This is a genomic window from Mesorhizobium oxytropidicola (assembly GCF_056174625.1).
Genome location: NZ_CM149692.1, coordinates 59,979 through 75,439 on the forward strand (window position 1 = coordinate 59,979; position 15,461 = coordinate 75,439).

Annotated in this window: 15 protein-coding genes, 1 other RNA gene and 1 pseudogene; 8 read left to right on the forward strand and 9 right to left on the reverse strand. The window is 62.5% G+C overall.

The window, feature by feature from the left end:
• Window positions 1–48: 48 nt before the first annotated feature.
• The 7 genes and pseudogenes from AC0V8S_RS00290 to ffs form a co-directional block, all read right to left on the reverse strand.
• Window positions 49–1,255 (reverse strand): annotated as a pseudogene (locus tag AC0V8S_RS00290) (lytic murein transglycosylase).
• Between the two features lie 68 nt (window positions 1,256–1,323).
• Window positions 1,324–1,929 carry a recombination mediator RecR gene (gene recR, locus AC0V8S_RS00295; protein ID WP_183456002.1) on the reverse strand — a complete coding sequence of 202 codons (606 nt, stop codon included), beginning with the start codon at window positions 1,927–1,929 and terminating at the stop codon, window positions 1,324–1,326.
• A gap of 90 nt (window positions 1,930–2,019) precedes the next feature.
• Window positions 2,020–3,078, reverse strand: a complete 1,059-nt coding sequence (locus AC0V8S_RS00300; protein ID WP_183456000.1) for a cell wall hydrolase — start codon at window positions 3,076–3,078, stop codon at window positions 2,020–2,022.
• A 229-nt stretch (window positions 3,079–3,307) separates the two neighbouring features.
• Window positions 3,308–3,715, reverse strand: coding sequence for a hypothetical protein (locus AC0V8S_RS00305; RefSeq protein WP_475436337.1), 408 nt, complete (start codon window positions 3,713–3,715; stop codon window positions 3,308–3,310).
• Window positions 3,716–3,789: 74 nt separating this feature from the next.
• Window positions 3,790–4,113 (reverse strand): YbaB/EbfC family nucleoid-associated protein, encoded by a 324-nt coding sequence (locus AC0V8S_RS00310; protein ID WP_183455996.1) that lies wholly within the window; start codon window positions 4,111–4,113, stop codon window positions 3,790–3,792.
• 23 nt (window positions 4,114–4,136) lie between these two features.
• The gene (locus AC0V8S_RS00315; protein ID WP_475436338.1) at window positions 4,137–5,942 is read right to left on the reverse strand and encodes a DNA polymerase III subunit gamma/tau; all 1,806 of its coding nucleotides are present in this window, start codon (window positions 5,940–5,942) and stop codon (window positions 4,137–4,139) included.
• A gap of 103 nt (window positions 5,943–6,045) precedes the next feature.
• Window positions 6,046–6,142: signal recognition particle sRNA small type (ffs, locus tag AC0V8S_RS00320), an RNA gene on the reverse strand.
• A gap of 144 nt (window positions 6,143–6,286) precedes the next feature.
• Between ffs and AC0V8S_RS00325 the strand changes: the two genes are divergently transcribed.
• The 5 genes from AC0V8S_RS00325 (at window position 6,287) to AC0V8S_RS00345 (ending at window position 8,988) form a co-directional block, all read left to right on the forward strand.
• Window positions 6,287–6,706 (forward strand): HIT family protein, encoded by a 420-nt coding sequence (locus AC0V8S_RS00325; RefSeq protein ID WP_096453256.1) that lies wholly within the window; start codon window positions 6,287–6,289, stop codon window positions 6,704–6,706.
• A 68-nt stretch (window positions 6,707–6,774) separates the two neighbouring features.
• A complete protein-coding gene (nudC, locus tag AC0V8S_RS00330) occupies window positions 6,775–7,719 on the forward strand; it encodes an NAD(+) diphosphatase (protein ID WP_475436340.1) in 945 nt (314 codons plus the stop codon).
• A 23-nt stretch (window positions 7,720–7,742) separates the two neighbouring features.
• Window positions 7,743–8,048, forward strand: coding sequence for a Dabb family protein (locus tag AC0V8S_RS00335; RefSeq protein WP_475436342.1), 306 nt, complete (start codon window positions 7,743–7,745; stop codon window positions 8,046–8,048).
• Between the two features lie 162 nt (window positions 8,049–8,210).
• A complete protein-coding gene (locus tag AC0V8S_RS00340; RefSeq protein ID WP_475438547.1) occupies window positions 8,211–8,462 on the forward strand; it encodes a type II toxin-antitoxin system Phd/YefM family antitoxin in 252 nt (83 codons plus the stop codon).
• Between the two features lie 100 nt (window positions 8,463–8,562).
• A complete protein-coding gene (locus AC0V8S_RS00345; RefSeq protein ID WP_475436344.1) occupies window positions 8,563–8,988 on the forward strand; it encodes a PIN domain-containing protein in 426 nt (141 codons plus the stop codon).
• A 45-nt stretch (window positions 8,989–9,033) separates the two neighbouring features.
• On the opposite strand, the gene AC0V8S_RS00350 is transcribed toward AC0V8S_RS00345, so the two are convergent.
• The gene (locus tag AC0V8S_RS00350) at window positions 9,034–9,897 is read right to left on the reverse strand and encodes a prephenate dehydratase (protein WP_475436345.1); all 864 of its coding nucleotides are present in this window, start codon (window positions 9,895–9,897) and stop codon (window positions 9,034–9,036) included.
• Between the two features lie 43 nt (window positions 9,898–9,940).
• On the reverse strand, window positions 9,941–10,669 hold the full coding sequence (locus AC0V8S_RS00355; RefSeq protein ID WP_475436347.1) for a 3-deoxy-manno-octulosonate cytidylyltransferase: 729 nt from the start codon (window positions 10,667–10,669) through the stop codon (window positions 9,941–9,943).
• 192 nt (window positions 10,670–10,861) lie between these two features.
• Between AC0V8S_RS00355 and AC0V8S_RS00360 the strand changes: the two genes are divergently transcribed.
• The 3 genes from AC0V8S_RS00360 (at window position 10,862) to AC0V8S_RS00370 (ending at window position 15,452) form a co-directional block, all read left to right on the forward strand.
• Entirely contained in the window at window positions 10,862–11,524 is a 663-nt protein-coding gene (locus AC0V8S_RS00360) for a c-type cytochrome (protein WP_183455981.1), read from the forward strand.
• Window positions 11,525–11,691: 167 nt separating this feature from the next.
• The gene (locus AC0V8S_RS00365) at window positions 11,692–13,569 is read left to right on the forward strand and encodes an extracellular solute-binding protein (RefSeq protein WP_475436349.1); all 1,878 of its coding nucleotides are present in this window, start codon (window positions 11,692–11,694) and stop codon (window positions 13,567–13,569) included.
• A gap of 14 nt (window positions 13,570–13,583) precedes the next feature.
• Window positions 13,584–15,452, forward strand: coding sequence for an extracellular solute-binding protein (locus AC0V8S_RS00370; protein ID WP_475436351.1), 1,869 nt, complete (start codon window positions 13,584–13,586; stop codon window positions 15,450–15,452).
• Window positions 15,453–15,461: the final 9 nt, after the last annotated feature.

Here is a 15,461-nt window from a genome sequence, read left to right on the forward strand (position 1 = left end):
GCCGATCAATCGAGGCCGCCGAACGAGAAAAATCTGCTAATTTTTGAGTTATTTCAGCGCGGCAACGAGGCTGGCATCCGGAAAGCAAGTCGCCGCCTGGCCGTTCTTGGCCTGCCACTTGCCGATCGAACGGCGGGTCTTGAAGCCGGGCAGGCCGTCGGCGCTGCCGACATCGTAGCCCTTGGCTTCCAGCGCCCGTTGCAAGCCGGCAATGTCGGAACGGTGGAGATCGCCGACCGGTCCCCAGTTGCCGGAAAAAATCTGGTCGCCATGTGCAATGCGGTCCGCACCGTGGCCGATGAACAGCGCATAGAGGTCGCTGGTGTTGTATTCCTTCAGCACGTAGAAATTGGGGGTGGCGATGAAAGCCGGACCGCTGCGGCCGGCCGGCATCAGCAGGAAGCCCTCCGCCTTAAGCTCGCTCGCCGGAAATGGCTTTCCGCCAACGCGCTTGATGCCCATACTAGCCCACTCGGAAATCTTCTTGCCTTGATCGGGACCTTCCAGCGAGCAGGAGACGCTCTCGGGCACGGTCACCTCGAAAACCCCAGCCGCGCCCCCTCACCCAGCCATAATGGACGAGATAATTGGCGATCGAAGCGAGCACGTCAGGCGTCGAGTTCCAGATGTCGACGCGGCCGTCGCCGTCGAAATCCACGGCATGCTTCAGGAACGAAGTCGGCATGAATTGCGGTTGGCCGAGCGCACCGGCCCAGGACGATTTCATGGCGCCGACCGGGGCGAGGCCACGTTGGACGATTTCCAGCGCGGCCAGCAGCTCGGTGCGGAAGAAATCCTTCTTGGTCGACATGAACGCCTTGGTGCCCAGCACCTCGAAAGCGTCGTAAGGCATCTTCGCCGCGCCGAACCCGGTCTCTCGGCCCCATATCGCCAGAAGTATCTCGCCGGGCACGCCGTAGCGTTTTTCGATCGCGGCAAGCGTCTTGGCGTTGGCGGCTTCGCGCACGCGTCCGCCTGATGTCACCGCACGAACCGTCTTCTCGGCGAAATAGGCGCCGGGCGAACCGAACTCGGCCTGATGCTGCTTCTGCGGCGTCTTCGGCTTCTCGCCAGGCATGACGAGGTCAGGCAGCTTCAGATTGGGTTTTATGCCGTCGAAGGCGGCATCGAAAGTCTGCTTGGAGATGCCTTTGGCCTTGGCCTCAGGCCAGAGGTCGTTCTGCAGCCAGGCGCGGAACTGCTCATCGATCTTGGCGGCGGAGGCAGGGGTGGCGAGAAAGGCGGCGAGAAGCATCGCGACAAAGGCGAAGATGGTTGTGCGAAGGAATGCAGTCATCTCGGCAAACATCCCCGCCAATTGCGTCAAAACGCCGTCCGTGAGCGCAGCGCAGCGGCGAGCGTGCCTTCATCGAGATAGTCGAGCTCACCGCCGACCGGCACGCCATGCGCCAGCCTTGTCACCTTGATGTCGAAGCCGGACAGCTGGTCGGTGAGGTAGTGCGCGGTGGTCTGGCCCTCGACCGTGGCGTTGACGGCGATGATGATCTCCTTGACCTCGCCGCCAGCGACGCGGTCGATCAATGAGCGGATGTTGAGCTGGTCGGGGCCAATGCCGTCGAGCGGCGACAGCGTGCCGCCAAGCACATGGTAGCGCACGTTCATCGCCGCAGCGCGTTCGAGCGCCCACAGGTCGGAAACATCCTCGACGACGATCAGCGTGGCGGCGTCGCGGCGCGGATCGGTGCAGATCATGCAGGGGTCAGATGTATCGACATTGCCGCAGGTGGAACAGATGCGCACCTTGTCGGCGGCTTCGCCCATGGCGGCGGCGAGCGGCGACAGCAGCTGCTCCTTCTTCTTGATCAGATGAAGGGCGGCGCGTCTGGCCGAACGGGGCCCGAGCCCCGGCACCTTGGCCAGGAGTTGGATCAGGCGTTCGATCTCGGGACCGGCGATTCGCTTGGACATCGCTCTGATCTAGGATTTTTCAGAGCGCTTTGGAACATCCCGCATTGGAGAGCGGTCACTATGCTGCCATGGCGGACCCTGGCTAGGCCTTCAGTTGACCTCGAGCGGTCGGCTCTGGCTGGCGATCATCGCACCGATGGCGTCGGTGTTCTCGGGCGTCGACTGGAACCCCATCGCCGCCTCTTGCGGCGCACCCTGAACCGAAGAGATGACGCGGGTGTTCAAGGTTCCGCCGAAACGGGCGGCATCCGGTTCTTCCATCGGCTCCTGCATCGCGACCATTGTCTGCTTCACGGTTACGCGCGCCGACTTTGCCGTGGGCGCCGCAGCCGCGGTCACATAAGTCTCTTGGACCGGAGCGGTCTTGGTCTTGGGCTGACGTGTCGGTTCCGCAGCAGCAGTCATAAAGACCTGCTGCGACGGAGCGGTGCGAACAGCGGTTTTGGCCGGACGCGTCGGCTCCACCGAGGCGGTCATGAAGACCTGTTGCGCCGGAGCGGTGCGAGACGTTTTGGCCGTGCTCACCGGCTCGGCCGAGGCGACCATCGTCACCGGCGCGGCGGGCTTCACCACTTGCGGCGCCACCGAGGCAACCATTGGCTCATCCGGCAGCGGCTGCCAGTTGCGGCCGCGCTTTTCGTAGAAGGCATTGCCGCCGGCGACCATGGTGTAGTGCATGTTCTTGTAGGGGAAGCGCAGGCCGGCGGTGTGGAAATACATCGTGTTCTTGAGCTTGGCCTTGCGCTCGCCCTTGAGCACGGCATCGGCGGCTTCCTCGACATCGGGCATTGCGCGCGAATTCATCGGCCTTGTCATGACGCCAGGCGCGAACTGGCCGGGCTCTCCCACCACGTCACAGATGGTGCTGCCGTGGTTGCCGGAGCGCAGCCGGTTCATCACCACGGTGCCGACCGCAATCATGCCGTCGCGGCTCGACCGGTTGGATTCGAAGAACATCGCCCGTTCCAGGCATTCCCTGTCCTTCGGCGTGTGGCTGGAAGCGCGCGACGTCAGGAAACTCGGCGTGATGGCATCGGTCAGGCTTGCAACAGACATGCCGTGCGAGGTGGTCTGGCTGCAGGCGGCCAGAAACAGGGGAGACGTGATGACGCCGAGCAGCAGCGGCGCCTTCCATCGCGTGACGATCAACAGGTTACCCTCTCACTTCGATGCCCGCCCCCAGGCTGCGGCAAGAATGAGACACTTTCAGGCAAAATGATGGCCAAAACGTTATTAACAACGCACTGTTGCCGAAAAGGCACAATTTCAAGGCTTTCCAGATAGATCGAGCCGTCATTTCACAAAAGCGATGACCGCTGTCTCTTGGTTTCGCCGCAATTGCCGAAGGAAAAATCGCGCCACGTTTTTCCGGGAATCGCTACCGCCCTGCCGCAATCGCGGCCGGCTGACCAGGCTCAAGCTCCTCGGCTTTCTCCGAAAACAGGCCGCGCCTGAGGAACAGTGCCCGCGCGTTCCTGGCCGCCGGCGCGATCCTTCCCGGCCAGTCGCTGTCGATGAATTCGGCCTTGGTGAAGTCGGGATTTGTTTCGGAGGCCGCCTCGAGGAATTCGGCGATCTCCAGCACGACCGCGCGCTCGTCCTTCGAAAGCGCCGACGTGCCGGCCTCGATCGACGGGCGGTGCACGAAATCCTCGAACAGGTGGAAGTAACCCTTGATGCCGACGAGATCGACACCGGCGTCGCTATCGGCAAGGATTTCCAGAATCTCGTAGATCCTGTTGCGGATACGCTGCTCGATCAGTCTTTCGGACGGCTCTTCGGTCATGGCGCATCGCCGCTGAGTTCAACTTTCATACATGTCGTTTACCCAAAACCGCTGCACACTTTGGGCGACATGCATCAGAACGGCAGTTTCATTCCGGGCGGGATCGGCAGGCCGGCGGTCAGCGCCTTGGTCTTTTCCTGCATGATCTGCTCGACCTTGGCCTTGGCGTCATTATGGGCGGCAAGAATCAGGTCTTCGAGGACCTCGACATCGTCCTCCTTGAACAGAGACGGATCGATTTTCAGCACCTTCATCTCGAACTTGCCACTCAGCGTCACGCTGACCAGGCCACCGCCGGCCTGGCCGACGGATTCGACCGTGGCGATCTCATCCTGCATGGCCTGGAACTTGGCCTGCATTTCCTTCGCCTTGCCCATCAGGCCGAGAAGATCTTTCATGGTCCGATCCTTGTCTTGGTTTATCAGGTCTCGTCGTCATCCGCCGGCGGCTCGACCGGCACTTCGGCCTCGGTCGTGTCTGCCTCCGGCGCGTCGGGAATGCGCACGTCGATGATCTTGGCGCCGGGAAAGCGCGCCAGGATGGCGGCAACCGTCGGATCGCTCTTGGCATCGAGGAAGGCGTTTTCGCGCTTGGTCGATGCCATTTCGGCTAGCGTCTGGCCGCCCTCTTCCTTCGACAGCGACACCAGCCAGTTGCGGCCGGTCCAGGCGCGCAGTTTCGTCGTCAGCTCGTTGAGCAGCAGCTTCGGCGCATCGTCGGTCAGGCTGACATCGATGCGGCCGGGCTCGAAGCGCACGGGACGGATGCAGCGCTTGACCAGCACCTTGAAGGCGATGTCGCGCTGCGCGTCGGCAAGGGCGACAATGTCGGCCAGCGACCTGACCGGCACCTGCTGCGGCTCGGACACCGGCGCGGGCGGCGCGACGAAAGCGGCCGGCGCGGGCGTGGCCTCGACCAGCCGCATGGTCTGCGCACCACCGGACCCGGACGGCATGCGCGTCTGCGCCGCCACCGCACTGGCACCACCGCCATTGCCGGGGCCAGTCGGTGCCCCGTTCGAGCGCGGCGCGCCATTCTGGACCGGCGCTGCGCCCTCAAGCGATCGCAACGCCTCGTCCAGCGTCGGCAGGTCGGCGGCATGCGCCAGCCGGATCAGCACCATTTCGGCAGCACTCACCGGCCGGTTGGAGGATTGCACCTCGGGAATGCCCTTGAGCAGCATCTGCCAGGTCCGCGACAGCACGCGAACAGACAGCGCCCTGGCGAAATCGGCGCCGCGCTCACGCTCCTCCTGCGACAGTGAAGCGTCGTCCATGGCGGTCGGCACGAAACGCAACCGGGTGACGAGGTGGTTGAACTCGGCAAGATCGGTCAACACGGCGGCCGGATCGGCGCCGGTGTCGTATTGCGTGCGGAACTCGGCGAGTGCGGCCGCCACATCGCCCTTCATCACATGTTCGAACAGGTCGACGATGCGGGCGCGGTCGGCCAGGCCCAGCATGGCCCGCACCGCCTCGGCGCTGACGGAGCCGGCGCCATGGGCGATCGCCTGGTCGAGGATGGAGAGCGAATCGCGGGCGGAGCCTTCGGCGGCGCGCGCGATCATCGCCAGCGCGTCGTCGTCGACCGAAATGCCTTCCTTGCCGGCGATCGAGGAGAGATGCGCGACCAGCGCGCCGGCATCGATGCGTCTGAGGTCAAAGCGCTGGCAGCGCGACAGGACGGTGATCGGCACCTTGCGGATTTCGGTGGTGGCGAAGATGAATTTGACGTGCGGCGGCGGCTCTTCCAGCGTTTTCAGCAGGCCGTTGAAGGCCTGCGTCGACAGCATGTGCACTTCGTCGATTATGTAGACCTTGTAGCGGGCCGAGACCGGCGCGTAGCGCACGCGCTCGATAATGTCCCTGATGTCGTCGATGCCGGTGTGCGAGGCGGCGTCCATCTCGATGACGTCGACATGGCGGCCTTCCATGATCGCCTGGCAATGCTCGCCGAGCACGGCGAGGTCTACCGAGGGCTGGTCAACGGTTGATGTCTTGTAGTTCAGCGCCCGCGCCAGGATGCGCGCGGTAGTGGTCTTGCCGACACCGCGCACGCCGGTCAGCATCCAGGCCTGGGCAATGCGGCCGGTGGCAAAGGCGTTGGTGAGCGTGCGCACCATCGGCTCCTGGCCGACCAGCTCGGAAAAATTCGACGGACGGTATTTGCGCGCCAGCACGCGGTAGGCAGCAGCCTTTTCCGTACCCGAATTTCCGGCTTCGCTCATTCGCCCGTTAAGCTCCAAAAGGCCGCGCCCAAGGCGCCGATTCCTGCGCATAATCTCGCCCGCGCTGCAATGCGTCGTCAATGTCGCGAGGAGGGCCGATGAGGTGGGAGGCTGGAACAATGACCCGTTCCGGGCTCGTTAGGGCTGCTTCCTTCCGGACCTGACCCGGTTGGCGAGTGGATCGTCCACCACCAACCTCCCGCTGTCCATATCGGCAATTGCGCGACGAAATGCAAGTGCGCAGGCAAATCGGCGCGATCACACAAGAGATTCGCTTGCAGCCCCGATGCAGCCGCTCTAGCGTTCGTGGTTTGAATAAACCAAGAAAAGCAAGGGAAACGCCGATGCTGCCGGGCCTGAAGGCCGGATTCACGCTGGATGCCCGGCTGGAGGCGGACAGTGAGCAGTTGATGTGGCTTGGGCTGTGCGAATTGCGGGTGATGAACGATCGCCGCTGGCCTTGGCTGCTTTTGGTGCCGCAGCGGCCAGGCGCGGAAGAAATCCACGACATGACGCCGCTCGACCAGGCGATGCTGACCTTCGAGACCAATATGGTGGCGCAGGCGCTGAAGAAAGTGACCGGCTGCACCAAGATCAACACCGGCGCGCTCGGCAATATCGTGCGCCAATTGCATATCCATATCGTCGCACGGTCCGAAGGCGATCCCGGCTGGCCCGGCCCGGTGTGGGGGCACGGCCTGCGCGAGCCCTATCAGGGTTCCGACTTGCGCCGGTTTGCCGAAACGATAAGGGCAGCGCTATAAGCCTTTCGCTGTGTTCATTCCAAAACACATCCGTCCAAAACATGTCATCCCAGAGCACCAGAGTCCGTATGAGCTTCCGCCTGTTTGACGCGCCTTTGCGCGAGCCGAGCCAGTTCGTCGGCTTTGCCGGCAACACAATCGACCGGCAATCCGAGAATCGAGCCGACGATTCGGTCGACAAGGCACTGGCGAATCCGACGACGCGGCTGCTTTTGATGAATGGCGGCCGGCTCCACTTGAAGCTCGGCCAGGGCGACCGCCTGGACCCATGGTTCAACGCCGCCGAGAGCGAGCCCTTCAAGCCTTCCTTTGCCGGGGCTGTCCTGCTCGGCTTTTCCGAACAGGGGCCGGTGCTGGCGATGCCAGTCGCAATCGAGGCCGAACAGCTGCCCGAGACCGTCAAGGCGATCGACTACCGCTCGGTCTACATGCAAGGGCTGATCGACGAAGCGGCCGCCGGCGCGATGGCGCAAGGGGCTGCCCTGCTTGCCTGGCACGCCAGCCACCGTTTCTGCAGCAAATGCGGCACGCAATCCGAAATGCGGGCCGGCGGCTACAAGCGCCACTGCCCGAATTGTGGCACCGAGCATTTCCCGCGCACCGATCCGGTGGCGATCATGCTGACGGCGACGCGCGAGAAATGCCTGCTCGGGCGCGGCCGGCATTTTGCGCCGGGCATGTATTCGGCGCTTGCCGGCTTCATCGAACCGGGCGAGACGATCGAGGCGGCGGTGCGCCGCGAAACGCTGGAGGAGGCCGGCATCCGGCTCGGCCGCGTCGTCTACCACGCCAGCCAGCCCTGGCCGTTCCCCTATTCGCTGATGATCGGCTGCTTTGGCGAGCCGCTCAATGAAGACATCCAGGCCGACCTCAACGAGTTGGAGGACTGCCGCTGGTTCGGCCGCGACGAGGTGCGCCTGATGTTGGCCAGGGAGCATGCCGACAATCTGGTCACGCCGCCGAAAGGCGCGATCGCGCATCACCTCATCCGCGCCTGGGTCGACAGCGAATAGATAAGTCATTGCAGGAGAGACAAATGATCCGTCACACCGTCGTCTTCACGCTGAAGCATGCACCGCACTCGCTGGACGAAAAGCGGTTCCTCGTCGACGCCAAGAAAATCCTCTCGGCGATCCGGGGCGTCACGCATTTCGAACAGTTGCGGCAGATCAGCCCCAAGAACGAGTATCGGTTCGGCTTCTCGATGGAGTTCGCCGATCAGGCCGCCTACACCAGATACAATGACCATCCCGACCATGTCGCCTTCGTGCGCGATCGCTGGGTGCCGGAGGTCGAGAAATTTCTCGAGATCGACTATGTGCCGCTGGGCGCGGTGATTTAAGCGCAAGCCGTCGTCGAACAACAGCAAGCGCCATGGCGCTCCCAGCAAGGCGATGCAACCCTATCGTGGACTTGCGATGGGTTGCCATTCGGGCGCTCAACCTTGCAATTCCTGCTCAAACAGATTAAATGTGGTTACGTAACCACATTTTGCGAAATTGATATGATCACCACGCTTTCGGGTCGCGAACTCAATCAGGATCTTGGCCGCGCAAAACGCGCTGCCAAGGACGGCCCCGTGATCATAACCGACAGAGGGCGGCCAGTGCATGTCCTCTTGTCGTTCGATGAATACAAACGGCTCACCGGTAAAACGCGGTCGCTCGGTGACATGCTGGCTGCACCGGAGGCGGGTGACGTTGACTTGCCGCTGCCGCCCCGCACGGAACATGCCCATCCAGTAGACCTGTCCTAGATCAGGATGACACTTCGTTGAATCATCATCCTGATCTAGCTCTTTGTTGGAGCATGATCTTTTCCGAAAACCGGTTCCCACTTTTCGGGATCATGCTCTAATGCTGCTGCTCGACACCAATGTCGTGTCCGAATTGCGAAAGATATCGAGCGGCAGGGCGCATCCCAATGTCGTGCTCTGGAACGAAACCGTCGATCCTGCCGAGACCTTCATTTCGTCCGTAGTCCTGCACGAGCTGGAGATTGGCGTAAGACTGGTAGAACACCATGATGCCGTCGCTGGCAAAGTGCTGCGCAATTGGTTGGAGAATGCGGTTCTCACAACATTTTCCGGTCGAATCTTGCCGCTGGACGACGCGGCGGCCGTTCAGGCGGCACAATGGCATGTGCCCAATCCCAAACCGATCAATGACGCCTATATCGCGGCCACGGCCTTCACCCGGCGGATGACGCTGGTGACGCGCAACATTGGCGATTTTGAGGGAACGGGGGTAACACTGGTAAATCCGTGGGACATCCAGGCGTAGGCTTTTAAGTCATCGTTTCATGCATGTCCCAACAGGCGCCATGCACTAATCCGCCACCTTCCACTGCTCGCGCAACTCGCTGGCCGGGTAGACGCCCAGAATCCGCACTTCGCGGGAGAAGAAGCGGAGCTCGTCCAGCGCCAGCTTGACCAGCGGATCTTCCGGATGGCCCTCGATGTCGGCGTAAAACAATGTCGCGGTGAAGGCGCCTAGCTGGTAGCTCTCCAGCTTGGTCATGTTGATGCCGTTGGTGGCGAAGCCGCCCATGGCCTTGTAGAGTGCCGCCGGCACGTTGCGGACGCGGAAGATGAAGGTGGTCATCATCTTGACGTCGGCCGACGGCCGTTCGGCCCATTGCTTGCTCTTGGTCAGGACGACGAAACGGGTGACATTGGAATCGGTGTCCTCGACATTTTCCTCGATGATGTCGAGCCCGTAGAGCGTCGCCGCCAGCGCCGGCGACAGCGCGGCCATGGTGCGATCCTTGACCTCGGAGATCATCTTGGCCGCACCCGCCGTATCGCCGGCGACGACCGCCTTCCAGCCGTTCTTGCGAATGTATTTGCGGCACTGGCCAAGCGCGTGGATGTGGCTGTGCACGGTCTTGATCTCGTCGCGCCTGACGCCGGGCAGCACCATCAGCTGGAAATGGATCGGCAGGAAATATTCGCCGACGATGTGCATCCGCGATTCCGGCAGCAGATGGTGGATGTCGGCGACGCGTCCGGCGATGGTGTTTTCGATCGGGATCATGGCGAGGTCGGCCTTGCCGGTCTCGACCGCGTTGAAGGCATCCTCGAAGGTCGGGCACGGCAACGGCTCCATCGAGGGATAGACGTTGCGGCAGGCAGTGTCGGAATTGGCGCCCGGCTCGCCCTGGAAGGATATTCTGTTGGTCTTTTCAGGCATGGCCGGGTCTCGATTCACGGTGGCTCGGGTTCGAAGGAATTTCTCAGTTTGAAAGGATCATCCTGGCGCGCTCAAGGTCTTCCGGCGTGTCGACGCCGAGCGGCAGCGACTGGACGATCTCGGCGTCGATGCGCATGCCGGCTTCCAGCGCCCGCAGCTGTTCCAGCCGCTCGCGGCGCTCCAGCGGCGACGGTTTCAGCGCGACGAAGCGCTCGAGTGCCGAGCGGCGATAGGCGTAGAGGCCGACATGGTGATAGAGCGGCCCCTCGCCCCAGGGTGCTGTGGCGCGGGTGAAATAGAGCGCCCTCAGCCGCGTGGCGGACTGCGGCGAACCGACGATCTTGACGACGTTGGAATTGGTCTTCTCCTCCTCGCGGACGATCTCGACGCCGAGCGTGGCGATGTCCACCGCCGCGTCTTCGAACGGCCTCAGCGAAGCGGCAATGATGCCGGGATCGATGGTCGGGAGGTCACCCTGCACATTGACGATGGTTTCGACCTTGTGCCCGGGATCGAGCGCGAGCAGCGCCTCGTGGATACGATCGGAGCCGGATTCGTGGTCGACGCGCGTCATTACCGCCTCGAAACCATGCGCGCGCACCGCTTCGGCGACGCTTTGCGTGTCGGTCGCCACCACCACGCGGCCGAGGCCGGCTTCGGCCGCGCGGCGGGCGACATGGACGATCATCGGAGCGCCGGCAATGTCGGCCAGCGGCTTGCCCGGCAGGCGGGTGGAGGCCATGCGGGCTGGTATCAGGATCAAGGTGGACATCGCGATGGCAAGGCGTTCGAAAGAGGAGGGGAAAAGTGGCAAAAGGTCTCACTGGCAGCGCCCTTATAGGTGTTGCAACGCCCGAGCAAAAGACCTAGTTTCCGCCCGATTTGACCGGCTCTGGAGGGCAGGTCTCGATACCGACGGACGGAGTGGACGGTTCGGTCCGCCGGAAAAGGGAGCAAGGGGCGTATGGATTCCAACGAAGTCAACAAACTGCTCGCCGGATTGCTCGGAACCGTATTCGTCGTTTTCTCGGTTGGCCTGGTGTCGGACGCGCTGTTTGCCTCGCCGGCTCCTGAAAAGCCCGGCTTCGCCATCGAAGTGACGGAGCCCGCCGAAGGCGGCCCGGCAGCACCCGCCGCCGAAGCCAAGCCGATCGCCGATCTGCTGCAGACCGCCAATGTCGAGGCGGGCGCCGCCGTGTTCAAGAAATGCCAAGCCTGCCATTCCGGCGAAAAGGGCGGCCCCAACAAGGTCGGCCCTGATCTGTGGGATCTCGTCGACCGCCCGGTCGCCGAACATGAAGGTTTTGCCTATTCGGCCGGCATGAAGGAATTCTCCAAGGGCGGCTCCGAGAAGTGGACCTACGACAACATCAACCACTTCATCACCTCGCCGAAGAAGTTCGTGAAGGGCACGGCCATGGGCTTCGCCGGCCTGCCCAAGGACGAGGACCGCGCCAACGTCATCGCCTATCTGCGCACGCTGTCGGACAGCCCGAAGCCGCTGCCTGCGCCTGGTGCCGCCGCTGACGCCAGCGCGCCCGCCAAGCCGGCTGACGGCGCGGCACCGGCCAAGCCTGCCGCACCGGCCGCTCCCGCGGCACCAGCACCGGCCGCGCCGGCCAAATAACCGAATTGTCATCGAAGCGTTCATAGAAAAGCCGGGTTCTGCCCGGCTTTTTCGTTAGGAAAAACGCATATGCGGCGACAAAGCCGCGCATGGCGGTTTTCACGCGCGGCAAATCATCTAGATTGCCCTTCTGGATGATCTGGCACGCATCGCGAAGAGGATAGTGCATGACGGTTGGCCGAACGCTTCTCAAGTCGCTGCTGGCGGCGAGCCTGCTGGCGGCGGGATTGCAGACGAGCCGGGCCGACGAGTGGCGGACCACCTCATCGCTGATCGGCGAGTCCAAATACGGCGACAATTTTCAGCACTACGACTACGTCAACCCGAACGCGCCCAAGGGCGGCACGTTGAATTCGGTGCTGCTCGGCACCTATGACAGCTTCAACCCCTATATCGTGCAGGGATCGCCGGCGGCAGGCCTCGTCGGCTTCGGTGGCGGCCTGCTCTACGACACGCTGATGGAGCAGGCGACGGACGAGGGCAGCACCAGCCACCCGCTCATTGCCGATGCCTATAAATATCCGGCTGATTATTCCTCGGCGACCTACCGGCTCGATCCGCGCGCGAAGTGGCATGACGGCCAGCCGATCACCGTCGACGACGTGATCTGGTCATTCCAGGTGCTGAAGGCCAACAGCCCGCAATATAGCCGCTATTTCGAGAACGTCACCGACGCGGTCGCCATCTCCGACCGCGAAGTCGAGTTCCATTTCAATCAGAAAGGCAACCGCGAACTGCCGAAGATCATCGGCGACCTCGCCGTGCTGCCAAAACACTGGTGGGAAGGCATCGACGCCAGCGGCAAGAAGCGCGACGTCACCAAGCCGACGCTGGAAATCCCGCTGGGTTCAGCCGCCTACAAGATCGGCAGCTTCAAGCCGGGCTCGGAAATCGTCTGGCAGCGCGTGCCGGACTATTGGGCGGCCAAGCTGCCGGTGAAGATCGGCCGCGAGAATTTCGACACGCAGCGTTTCACCTATATCCTCGACGACAATGCTGCATGGCTGGCTTTCACCAAGGGCGGACTGGAAGATCTCAACCGCGAATACAGCTCGCGCAAATGGGCGACGGCCTATACTTTCCCGGCCATCAAGGCTGGCGACGTCATCAAGAAGAGTTTCGAGAGCCACTCGCCGCAGCCGATGCAGGGCTTTGTCCTCAACCAGCGGCGGCCACAGTTCCAGGACCGGCTGGTGCGTGAGGCGCTGACCATTCCGTTCGATTTCGAGTCGATGAACCGCGCCTTGTTTTTCGGCTTCAACACCCGCACGTCGAGCTATTTCCAGGGCACGGACCTGGCGTCGAGCGGACTGCCGCAAGGCAAGGAACTGGACATCCTGGAAAAGTATCGTGACAAGCTGCCGCCAGAGCTCTTCACGCAGGAGTTCAAGCTGCCGGTCTACGATTCGCCGCAAGCGGAACGGAAGTACCTGAAACAGGCCGTCGACCTCTTCGCCAAGGCCGGCTGGGTGATCAAGGGCGGCAAGATGGTCAATGCCAAGACCGGCGAACCGTTCAAGTTCGAGATCCTCGGCTGGAACGACACCGACCAGGTGATCGCCAGTCCCTACATCGCCAATCTGCGCAAGATCGGGGTCGACGCTTCCCTGCGCATCATCGACCAGACGCAGTACATCAACCGTGTCACCCATTTCGATTTCGACGTCGTCACGGGTCTGTTCGGCCAGTCGGACTCGGCCGGCAACGAGCAGCGGGATTTCTGGGGCTCGAAGGCCGCCGATACGCCGGGCTCGCGCAATCTCATGGGCATCAAGGATCCGACCGTCGACGCGCTGGTCGACCGTGTCATCTTCGCCACTGACCGCGAGGATCTCGTCGCCGCCACCCACGCACTCGACCGCGTATTGCTGTGGAACTTCTACGTCGTGCCGCAATATTACCGCTCGGCGATCTGGCTGGCCTACTGGGATAAATTCGGCATCCCAGACAAGCAACCCGCCTATGCCGGCTATGATCCCGACTCCTGGTGGATCGACCTCGACAAGGAGAAGGCGCTGGCGGCCAAATACAAGGGCGGCAATTGATGGGGCGGCGATCGATGGCAGTGCTGCCCCGCCGCGATTTCCTGGCATTGGGCGGTGCCGCCGCTGCCGCGGCTCTCCTGCCAGGCAAGGCCTTCGCCGACATTGCGACCGACACCAAGCTGCATGGGCTGTCCGCTTTCGGCGACCTAAAATACAGACCGGATTTCACCCATTTCGACTATGTCAATGTCGATGCGCCGGCTGGCGGGATCTTCAATTTCTCGCCGCCGAACTGGGGCTACAACCAGGACACACAAACCTTCAACACAATGAACTCCTTCGCCGACAAGGGCGATGCGCCGCCGCGCATGGAGATGTGTTTCGATGGGCTGATGGTGCGGGCACTCGACGAACCGGACGCCGTCTATGGCCAGATCGCCGACGGCGTAACGCTGTCCGACGACCGGAACTCCTTCACCTTCTCGCTTCGCCCCGAAGCGCACTTCCATGATGGGTCACCGCTGACGGCGCAAGACGCCGCCTTCACATTCAAGCTCTACAAGGACAAGGGCCACCCCGACCTGTCGCTGTCACTGACGCACATGGTCGAGGCCGTTGCTGTCGACGACCGCACGCTGCGGCTTACTTTTTCCGGCAAGCAATCGGCGCGCACCGTGCTCAACGTTGTGGAGTTCCCGATCCTGTCGAAGGCCTTCTACACGGCCAATCCGTTCGACTCCTCGCAGTTGAACCCGCCGCTCGGCTCCGGCGCCTACAAGGTCGGGCGCTTCTCGGCCGGCGCGTGGATCGAATATGACAGGGTGGCGGACTATTGGGGCCGTGACCTTGCGGTCAATCGCGGCCAGAACAATTTCGACATTATCAGAATCGAGTTCTACCAGAACCGCACGGCGGGATTCGAGGCCTTCAAGAAAGGCGAAATCACCTACCGCGAGGAATTCACCTCACGCGTCTGGGCGACCGCCTATGACTTTCCTGCACTGACCGCGGGCAAGGTGATCAAGCACGAATTCCCGGCCGAGAAGCGGCCGACAATGCAGGGAACGGCGGTCAACCAGCGGCGCGAACAGTTTCGTGATGCGCGCGTGCGCCAGGCTATCGCGCTTTGCTTCGATTTCGAATGGACACGCCGCAACTTCTTCTACGGCTCCTACGAGCGCTCGCAATCCTGCTTCGAGAAATCGGATTTTCGCGCCGAAGGGGTGCCATCGCCGCAAGAGCTGGCGCTGCTGGAGCCGCTGCGCAGCCAGGTGCCAGCGGCGGTCTTCGGCGAGGCGGTAGCCCAGCCCGCATCCGACGGCTCCGGCCGCGACCGCAAGCTGCTTGGCCAGGCCGCAAAGCTTCTGGCCGCAGCCGGCTGGAAACGGTCTGGCGATTTCGTCGTCAACGGCAAGGGCGGCAGGCTTTCGGCCGAATTCATGGTCGACGACGACACCTTCGTTCAGGTCTATTCGCCCTGGGTCGCCAACATGAAGGCGATCGGCATCGATGCCACGATCCGGCTGGTGGATTCGGCGCAATACCAGGCCAGACAGGCGACGTTCGATTTCGATCTGCTGTCGGCTGCTTTCTCGTTCAGCGCGACACCGACGCGCGACGACCTCGAAGGCTTCTTCCATTCCAGGACGGCCAACCTCTCCGGTTCGCGCAATCTGCCGGGCACGTCTGACCCCGCGATCGATGCGCTGATCGAGATGGTGGGCGCGGCAAAAGACCGTGAAAGCCTGACGGTCGCGATGCGGGCGCTCGACCGGGTCTTGCGCGCACGGTGCGATTGGATTCCTAGTTGGTTCCTGGCGAATCACCGAAGCGCCTATTGGGACATGTTCGGCTTTCCCGAGCAAAAACCCGATTTCGGCTTTCCGGTCGAGGCGCTGTGGTGGGTCGATAAGGGCAAGGCGGTAAAAATTGGCAAAGGCTGAGATAGCAGT